At 73.8% G+C, this 8,454-nt stretch carries 7 protein-coding genes; all 7 read left to right on the top strand.

Features of this window, described 5'->3' with window-relative positions; genetic code table 11:
- Positions 1 to 644: carcinine hydrolase/isopenicillin-N N-acyltransferase family protein (locus tag CCN51_RS40995; RefSeq protein WP_211303295.1), on the top strand; the 644-nt coding region annotated here is incomplete at its 5' end.
- The gene (locus tag CCN51_RS40990) at positions 641 to 2,239 is read left to right on the top strand and encodes an ABC transporter substrate-binding protein (protein WP_014181354.1); all 1,599 of its coding nucleotides are present in this window, start codon (positions 641 to 643) and stop codon (positions 2,237 to 2,239) included. The genes CCN51_RS40995 and CCN51_RS40990, both read left to right, overlap by 4 nt.
- Positions 2,236 to 3,168, top strand: coding sequence for an ABC transporter permease (locus CCN51_RS40985; RefSeq protein WP_014181355.1), 933 nt, complete (start codon positions 2,236 to 2,238; stop codon positions 3,166 to 3,168). Before CCN51_RS40990 ends, CCN51_RS40985 begins: the two co-directional genes overlap by 4 nt.
- Positions 3,165 to 4,097, top strand: a complete 933-nt coding sequence (locus tag CCN51_RS40980) for an ABC transporter permease (protein ID WP_014181356.1) — start codon at positions 3,165 to 3,167, stop codon at positions 4,095 to 4,097. The genes CCN51_RS40985 and CCN51_RS40980 overlap by 4 nt, the downstream gene beginning before the upstream one ends.
- Positions 4,094 to 5,278, top strand: coding sequence for a M24 family metallopeptidase (locus CCN51_RS40975; protein ID WP_014181357.1), 1,185 nt, complete (start codon positions 4,094 to 4,096; stop codon positions 5,276 to 5,278). Before CCN51_RS40980 ends, CCN51_RS40975 begins: the two co-directional genes overlap by 4 nt.
- A gap of 52 nt (positions 5,279 to 5,330) precedes the next feature.
- On the top strand, positions 5,331 to 7,145 hold the full coding sequence (locus CCN51_RS59435) for a dipeptide ABC transporter ATP-binding protein (protein ID WP_264349378.1): 1,815 nt from the start codon (positions 5,331 to 5,333) through the stop codon (positions 7,143 to 7,145).
- 11 nt (positions 7,146 to 7,156) lie between these two features.
- Positions 7,157 to 8,293: a peroxidase-related enzyme gene (locus CCN51_RS40965; protein ID WP_014181360.1), complete on the top strand. Its 1,137-nt coding sequence runs from the start codon at positions 7,157 to 7,159 to the stop codon at positions 8,291 to 8,293.
- Positions 8,294 to 8,454 lie beyond the last annotated feature (161 nt).

Below are 8,454 nucleotides of genomic sequence, written 5' to 3'. Positions count from 1 at the left end.
GCCTGGTCGAGGTCACCGTCGCGGGCAGCGTGCTGTGGCCGGGCAGCGGCGTCAACGACTCCGGGGTGGCCATGTCCACCTCGGGCGTGTGGAGCGAGCGCACGAACGTCGACTGGCGCGCCTCGGCCACCGGATGGATCCTCATCAACTCCCACGACCTGCTGCGCCGGGCCCGCACCGCCGGGGAGTTCGCCGAGCTGCTGGGCGCCCAGCGCAGGCTCAGCGGACTCAACATCGCGCTCGCCGACCCGGAGCGCCGGCTCGCGCTGGAGGCCACCGCCACCGGGGTGACCGTGCGCGACGAGGCGGACCACCATGTGCTCACCAACCACTACGAGTGCCCGGCCACCGCCCCGCTCGCGCCCGGCCCGGACGAGAACTCCTCCTCGTACCACCGCGCCCGCACCGCGGGACGGGCCCTGGCCGCCGCCCGCGGGCTGACCCCCGGCGCGCTGGCCGAACTCCTCGCCGACCATGACGGCTACCCGCAGGACTCGCTGTGCCGCCACCAGATCGAGGGGTCCGGGTCCGAGACCACGTACGCCTCGATCGCGGTGCTGCCCGACCTCGCCTTCTATGTGGCCCTCGGCAACCCCTGCGCCTGCGACCGCGCGGTCTTCGCACACCAGGAGGGTGCGATATGAACGCCCCAGCACCGACCCCGCCCACCCCGGGCCTGTCCGCACCGCACCCGTGGCGCCTCACCCGGCGCGGCGCCCTCGGCCTCGGCGCCGGGCTCGCGCTCACCCCCGCCCTGGCCGGCTGCCTGCCCGGCGACACCCCGCGCGGCCGGGCCGACGCCTCACGGGTCACCATCGGCCTGTCGGCGGCCGTCACCACCCTCGACCCGATGAACACCACCTCGGTGGGCACCGATCTGTCCGTGCTCTCCAGCGTCTACTCCTCGCTGGTCACCCGCCGCCCCGACCTCGCGATCGGCCCGGACGCCGCCACCTCCTGGCGGCGCGTCGAACCCACCCGCTGGCGTTTCACCCTCCACCGGAAGGCCGCCTTCGCCGACGGCAGCCCGCTGGACGCCGACGTGGTGGTCTGGAACGTCGAACGGCTGCTCAACGCCGCCAACGCGCTGCGGATGACCTCCAACTTCCCCAGTCTGAAGGCGGCGCGCAAGGTCGACCAGCACACCGTCGACCTCCTCACCACCACCCCCGACGCCGACCTGCTCGGCGCGCTGTCGTTCCTGTATCTGCTCAGCCCCCGCTGGGCCGCCCGCCACCGGCCCGCCACCCAGGCGATGGGCTCCGGCCCGTACGAGATCACCGACTACAGCCCCGGCGGCACCGTCGAGCTGCGCGCCCGCGACGACTACTGGGGTCGCAAGCCCGCCATCCGACGCGTCACCTACCGGATCACCCCCTCCGAGCCCGCCCGCGTCTCCGGCCTGCTCTCCGGCGAACTCGACGCCGTCGCCGGGCTCGACCCCCAGGACCTGGACCGGCTGCGCGCCGACCGGGCGCTGCGGATCCAGCGTCTTGACACCACTCGGATGGCCTTCATCAAGCTCAACACCCTCAAGGGCCCGATGCGGGACGTCCGGGTGCGGCGGGCCGTCAACTACGCGGTGGACAAGCGGGCCATCACCGCCAGCCTGCTGAAGAACACCGTCCGGCCCAGCCCCGGCCAGCTGCTCACCGACTACTACTCCGGCTACACCGACGGCCTGTCCGGCTACCCCCACGACCCCGACCGGGCCAGGGCGCTGCTGCGCGAGGCCGGCTACGGCAAGGGCCACCCGCTGAAGGTGACGCTCCGCGTGCCCAGCGGCCAGTACGTGGCGGGTGAGCTGGTCGTCCAGGCGGTGGCACAGCAGCTGAGCGAGGCGGGCGTGAGCGTCCGGATCGACAGCGTGCCGTTCACCGTCTACATGCAGAAGTACCTGCAGGAGAAGGCGATGCCCGACATGCAGTACATCACCCAGGCCTGGCCGACCCTCGCGGCCGGTGGCCTCTACGGCCTGTTCGTCTCCGACAGCCCGTACGCCTACTGGGACGACCAGGAGTTCACCGCCGCCGTCGCCGAGGCCCGCCGCACCGAAGGGCGCACGGCGCGGGACGCCCTGTACGCGCGGGCCGCGCGGCGCGCCCGCGACCAGGCTCCGGTGCTCTTCCTGTTCCCGCAGCCCGGCGTCTACGCCACCGCCGAGGGCCTGAACTGGCGCGCCCGGCCCGACGACTGGGTCCGCCCCGCCGACATGTCCTGGAAGGGGGCCGCGGGATGATCCGCTTCCTCACCCGCCGCCTGTCCCTGACGCTGCTGGCGGTCTGGGGCGCCCTGTCCGCCGTCTTCCTGGTGTTGCACTCCTCCGGTGACCCGGCCGTCATGATGGCCCCGATCGGCGCCCCGCCCGAGAAGGTGGCGCAGCTCAGCCACGCCCTCGGCTATGACCGCCCGCTCGCCGAGCAGTACTTCTCCTTCTTCGGCGACGCGCTGCGCGGCCACTTCCCCGACTCGCTGACCTTCCAGCAGCCGGCCATCGAGGTGGTCCTCCAGCGGCTCGGTGCCACCGTGTTGCTGGCCGGTGTCGCGCTTGCCGCCGCCGCGCTTCTGGCCCTGGCCGTCGGCCTGTGGACGGGGTCGCGCGAGGGCGGCGGGGCGCGCCGCGAGTGGCCCATGTGGGTGGTGTTCCTCGCCCAGTCCGTGCCCGGCTTCTACATCGGCGTCCTGCTGGTGTGGATCTTCGGGGTGCGGCTGCACTGGCTGCCCACCTCCGGCGCCACCACCGCCACCAGCATCGTGCTGCCGGCGGCCACCCTGGCCTGTGGCGTACTCCCGCCGCTCGCCCGGGTGTTCCGCAACAACCTGCGTGGCGAACTCGCCCGCCCGTACTCCCGTACCGGCACCGCGCTCGGCATGAGCCGCGCCCGGGTGGTGCGGCACGCCGCGTACGGCTCGCTGCTGCCGACCGTCACCGTCCTCGGCCTGGAGGCGGGGGCGCTGCTGGGCGGCACCGTGATCGTGGAGAGCGTGTTCTCCTGGCCCGGCGTCGGCCAGCTCGCCGTCACCGCGCTGCAGAACCAGGACTACCCGCTGGTCCTCGCCGACCTGACGTTCCTGATCCTCGCCTTCGTCCTGGTCAACCTGATCGTGGACCTGCTCTACGGCGTGCTGGACCCCAGGGTCCGCCACGAGGGAAGGGGACCCCGATGAAACTGCTGCCACCGCCACCGCAGACAACGCCGGAGACCGGGCCCACGCCCCGCACCCGCCGTCCGCGCCTCGGCGGTGCCGGGGCGGTCGGCGCCGTGCTGCTCGCGCTCGTCGCCCTGGTGGCCGTGTGCGCGCCGCTGCTCGCCCCGCACGACCCCCTCGCCCAGGACCTGGCGCACACCAACGCCGCGCCCGGCGAGCACGGGTATCTGCTGGGCACCGACCAGCTCGGCCGCGACCTGCTCAGCCGACTGCTGTACGGCGCCCGCACCCCGCTGCTGGTCGGCGTGGTCGCCGTGGTGTGCGGCGGGGCCTTCGGCACCCTGCTCGGGCTGGTGTCCGGCTTCGCCCGCGGCTGGGCCGACCAGGTGCTCTCCCGCCTCGCCGACATCCAACTCGCCCTGCCGTCGGTGCTGCTGGCCCTGCTGGTGCTGACCTTCGGCGGGCAGAGCACCGCCGTGCTGGTGCTGGTGATCGCGCTCACCGGCTGGCCCGCCTACTTCAGGCTGGTCCGCTCGCGCGTGCTCAGCCTGCGCACCATGCCGTACGTCGAGGCATCCCTCACCCAGGGAGTGCCCACCTGGCGGGTGCTGCTGTACGACCTGCTGCCCGGTGTGCGCGGGCTGGTCGCGGTGACCGCCACCCTCGACCTGTCCCGGGCCGTGCTGATGGAGGCCGGCCTGACCTATCTGGGCCTCGGCGCCCAGGCGCCCGCCGCCGACTGGGGGCTGATGGTGGCCGAAGGACAGGGCCAGCTGCTGGGCGCCTGGTGGGTCGCCGTGCTGCCGGGCCTGTGCCTGGTGGCGCTGGTGATCGGCGCCAATCTGCTCGGCGAGCGGCTCGCCGGGCGCCGACCGGGGCGCCGCCCGGTCAGGACCGTGAAGAACACCGCGACGGCGAACCGAGCCAAGAGGAGCACCACCGCATGACCCCCGACACCGCGACCGTCCGCGCCCGCTGGGCCCGCGTCCAGGCCAATCTGCGTGCCGAGGGCGCCGACGCCATGGTCGTCGTCAAGCCGCAGAACACCTTCTACCTCTCCGGCTACACGCCGATGATCTACTCCCACCCGGTGCTGGTCGTGCTGCCCGCCGAGGGTGAGCCGGTCTTCGTGCTGCACGCGCTGCGCGCCCACAGCTCCCGCAAGGTGTCCGCCATCACCGACATCCGCCCCTACGGGCGCTGGGCGAAGGAGATCGGCCCCGACCACTGGTGGCAGGTGCTCGCCGAGGTGATGGCCGAGCGCGGGCTCACCGACGCCAGGATCGGCATCGAGGGCGAGTTCCTGCCGTACAACTACCAGCGCAAGCTCGCCGAAACCCTCCCCGGCGCCACCTTCACCGACACCGGACACGCGCTGATGCGCGCCCGCTACGTCAAGGACGCCGCCGAGCTGGAGTCGCTGCGCGTCGCGAGCGAGATCGCGGACGCGGGCATGGACGCGGCGCTGGAGGCCGTCGCCGCGCGGCGCAGCGAGGTCGAGGTCGCCTCGGTGGCCATGCGCACCATGCAGGAGGTGTGGAGCAGCCTCCACCCCGACCGGCTCGCCATGGACTTCGGCAACCTCGAAGGCGGCGTCTTCAACGCCCTGTGGTCGTACTCCCTGATCGGCGACCGGGTCCCGATGAACTCCGCGCCGCCCACCTCCCGCCGCCCGGTCGACGGCGAGATCCAGTGGACCGTCATCTGGACGGCTATCGACGGCATGCACGCCGAGAACGAGCGCAGCGTCGCCGTCGGCGCGCTGCCCGCCGAGCGGCAGCGCGCCTTCGAAGCGCTGCTGGCCATCCGCGAGGAGGTCCAGCCGTATCTGCGGCCCGGTCTGAGCTGCGCCGAGGTGTACGAAGCGGCCCGCGAGAGCTATGTGCGCCACGGATACGGCGACTACCTCCCCGGCCGCATCGGCCACGGCCTGGGCCTCGGCCCGCATGAGCAGCCGAGCCTGGGCCCGCACGACGACCTGGTGCTCGAACCCGGTATGGCGCTCACCTTCGAGCCGAACCTGCGCATCCCCAGCTTCGGCGGGCTGCAGCACTCGGACAGTCTGGTGATCACCGAGGACGGCCATGAGTTCCTCACCCACACCCGACGCGACCTGATCCAGGTCTGAACCCGCTGAACTGAACTGAACGGAACCTGACGGAACTGAGAGGACGGAACTGGTGAACCCGCTGCTGGAGGTCTCCGGCCTGAACGTCGCCTTCCCGGGCGCCGGGGTCCGGGCCGTACGCGATGTGTCCTGGCAGGTGGGCCCCGGCGAGACCATCGGCTTGGTGGGGGAGTCCGGCTCCGGCAAGAGCGCCACCGGACTCGCCGTCCTGGGCCTGCACGGACCGGGCGCGCGGATCACCGGCAGCATCCGGTTCGACGGACGGGAACTGGTCGGCGCCGGCGAGCGGGAGCTGCGCCGGATCCGCGGCCGCCGGATCTCGATGATCTTCCAGGACGCGCTCGACGCGCTCAACCCGTACCGCCCGGTCGGCGCCCAGATCGCCGAGGCGTACCGGCTGCACCACGACGTGTCCCCGGCCGCCGCCCGCACCCGCGCGGTGGAACTGCTCGAACGCGTCGGCATCGACCGCGCCGGGCGGCGGGCGAAGGACTACCCGCACCAGTTCTCCGGCGGTATGCGGCAGCGCGTGATGATCGCCGCCGCGCTGGTCAACGAGCCCGACCTGGTCATCGCCGACGAGCCGACCACCGCCCTGGACGCCACCGTCCAGGCCCAGGTCCTGCGGCTGCTCACCGAGCTGCAGCGGGAGATGGGCATGGCGGTGGTGCTGGTGACGCACGACTTCGGGGTCGTGAGCCAGATGTGCTCGCGCGTCGTGGTCATGTACCGGGGCCGCGTCGTGGAACAGGGCAGCGCCGCCGAGGTCCTGACCGCCGCCCGCCACCCGTACGCCCGCGCCCTGGTCGCCTCTGTCCCCCGTATGGACGACACCCCCGGCAGCCGACTGCCGACGGTTCCCGAAACGGTGGCGTCCCTGATGGGCCCCCTGGACGAAGAGGCCCTGTCCGACCCGACCCTGCGCGTCCCATCGGCAGGGGAGGCCCGCTCGGACGGGCCGGAGGACACGGCGGCCGGCGTGCCGGGGCCCCGGGCCCCCTTCGGGCGGAGCCCGGGAGCGGCCGACGGCGTCGGGGGCGCGGAAGGCGGAGCCCCCGGGATCGGGAAGGGGCGGGCCGGGGAGAAAACCACCCCCCTCCTTAGCGCGCGCGACCTCACCGTCACCTTCCCCGGCCGCATCGGCCGCGCCCCCCTCCGCGCCGTGGACGGCGTCAGCTTCGACATCGCCCCCGGCGAGTCCTTCGGCCTGGTGGGCGAGTCCGGCTCCGGCAAGAGCACCATCTCCCGCGTGCTCCTGGGCCTGCGCCGCCCCGACGACGGCAGTGTCGTCTTCGACGGCGAAGACATCACCCGCCCCACCCGCCGCCGCGGCCGGGCGCCCGCCATCCAGATGGTCTTCCAGGACCCGTACGGCTCGCTCAACCCCGACCGCCGCATCGGCCACACCATCGGCGCCCCGCTCGCCCTGCACACCGACCTCTCCCGCACCGAGCGCCGCGAGCGCGTCGCCGCCCTCCTCACCGAGGTCGGCCTCGATCCCGCGCTGGCCGACGCGTACCCGGACGAGCTCTCCGGCGGGATGCGCCAGCGTGTCGGCATCGCCCGCGCGCTGGCGCTGGAGCCGCGGCTGCTGGTCGCCGACGAACCGGTCTCCGCGCTGGACGTCTCCGTACAGGCGCAAGTGCTCAACCTGCTCACCGAACTGCGCCGCAGCCGGGGTCTGGCGATGCTGTTCGTGTCCCACGACCTGACCGTCGTGCGGCACATGTGCTCGCGGATCGCGGTGCTGCACCAGGGCCGGATCGTCGAGGTGGGGGAACGGGACCAGATCATGGAGCGCCCGGTCAGCGACCACACACGCGCGCTGCTGGACGCGATGCCCGCCCTGGCCCACCACCCGGTATGAGAGGTACAGCCGTGTCCGCCACCACGACCACCCACACGACCCCGACCGCCGCCGGCCATGACGTGCTGGACCACTTCGCCGGCGGCGCCCCGGAGGTGACCCGGCTGCGCGGGCTGCGCCCCGAACTCGTCGGCCTGGAGCAGCGCGCGTACGACGAGCTCTTCCATCCGCGCAGTTCCCCGGGCACCGGCGTGTCGGCCGCCGAACGCGCCGCCACCGCGCTGGCGGTGGCCGTCGACCACCGCCGTGCCCCCGCGGTGGCCCACTACCGGGCGCTGCTCACCGAGGCGGCGCAGGACCCGGGCCCGGCGGACCGGATCGTCGCCCGCGCCCCGCTGGACGGTTACGCACCCCCGCGGACCGCCGCCGCCGTCGCACACGCCCGGCGGCTCACCCGCGCTCCCGCCGAGGCGCGCCTGGACGCCCTGCGGGTGGCCGGGTTCACGGATCAGCAGATCGTCACCCTCTCCCAGGCGGCCGCCTTCGCCCACCACCAGATGCAGCTGGCAGCCGGGCTGCAACTGCTGGCCACCGGCGAGTCGGGCACCGGCACCGACCCCGGCGCGCCGTCCGCGACGGTGGCCGGCGGGCCCCAGTTCACGACGGGCGTGCTGACCTGGCGCCCCGCCGTACGCCCGCTGGCCCGCGAGGAGCTGACCGAGGCGCACCGCACCGCGCTGGCGGGCAAGCGCCCCGACTCGCCGTACTTCCGCACGCTGGGGCACGACCTCGGCATCCTGGCCGTACGGACGGCGATCGATCTGGCCGCCTTCACCGCCGAGGGCGGACTGCCGCGGGCTGAGCGGGAGTTGGCCGCCACCGCGGTCTCGCTGCACAGCGGCTGCGTCTACTGCGTCTCGGTGCACGCCCGGCGCGCCGCCCAGTTGCACGGCGACCCGGAACCCTTGGACCGCCTCCTGAAGTACGGCAGCACGGCCGTCCTGGGCCGCCGCTGGAAGCTGATCGTCCGGCTGGCCGCCGGGCTCGCCCCGGTGCCGGCCACGGCCGCCGACGCCGACGTCCAGGCGCTGCGCGAGCTGGGGGTCTCCGAGCTCGCCCTGGTCGACCTCGTGCACTGCGCGGCGTTCTTCGGCTGGGCCAACCGCCTGATGCTCAGCCTCGGGACGGTCGACGGCGAGGCGGGGTGAGGGGAGCGTGACCGAGAGCGCGGCCGAGAGCGCGGCCGAGAAGGGGACGGAAAGCCCGCCGTACAGCGGCCACGGTGGGCACAGCGCCTCCCTCGCGCCCGGCGCCCCCCGCCCGCACAGCTCGCACTGGGGCGCCTTCACCGCCACCACCCACCCCGACC

Origin of the sequence: Streptomyces milbemycinicus, assembly GCF_002154605.1 — a bacterium.
Taxonomy (GTDB): Bacteria; Actinomycetota; Actinomycetes; order Streptomycetales; family Streptomycetaceae; genus Streptomyces; species Streptomyces milbemycinicus.
The sequence above is the reverse complement of the archived record's forward strand: the minus strand, read 5'-3'. Positions and strand labels throughout refer to the sequence as shown.